We start from the raw sequence: 612 nt of genomic DNA, 5'->3' as shown, positions 1-612 counted from the left end.
AAAAACAAATATACAAGAAATGACAATTAATAATGAAAATACAACAATTAGTCAAAAGAGAATAGACTTTTTAAAAAATCTTCGTACTCTTAAAATGAATTTGGATGAAGTAAATAAAAATCTTAATGGATATGAGAATTACAATGAAATAGTAAGAGAAGTTAAAAATGTTATTAAGGAACATAATCTAGATATTGATTTTGTACAATATCCAACTACAAAGAGTATTGATAATCATTTAATTTATGTTGTTACAACAACATTTTATAGCCCTTTAAGTGGATATGAACATTCATTTGATACACCAATATATATAGAAAAATTGAGATCTATTGGGGTTAAAAGTCAAAATACATGGCCTCAGTTTGTGGAGTCTGCAATAACTTATTTCAAGCATTATGTATTAGTTACATATTTGTTAATAGAGAGTGAACTTAATATTAATGCTAGTAATTTAGATCTTGAACAATTTTAAAGGGAATTTAATATGAATAAAAATAATAATATGATAAAAAATCAATCACCAAATACAGTAGATGTAATAATAGATAAAATGAATTCAAGTAATATTGCAGAAGTATGGGAAACATACAAGATTATGCATAATCTTAA

General features: G+C 23.7%; 1 protein-coding gene. It reads left to right on the top strand.

Going from position 1 to position 612, the window contains the following annotated elements; all coding sequences use genetic code 11:
• Positions 1-475 (top strand): ERF family protein (locus U880_RS09575; protein WP_235047956.1); only part of this gene is annotated, 475 nt, incomplete at its 5' end.
• Positions 476-612: the final 137 nt, after the last annotated feature.

The sequence above is a fragment of the Borrelia hispanica CRI genome, assembly GCF_000500065.1.
GTDB classification, from domain to species: Bacteria; Spirochaetota; Spirochaetia; order Borreliales; family Borreliaceae; genus Borrelia; species Borrelia hispanica.
Note: the sequence above shows the minus strand (reverse complement) of the source record. Positions and strands in the feature narration are given on the sequence as shown.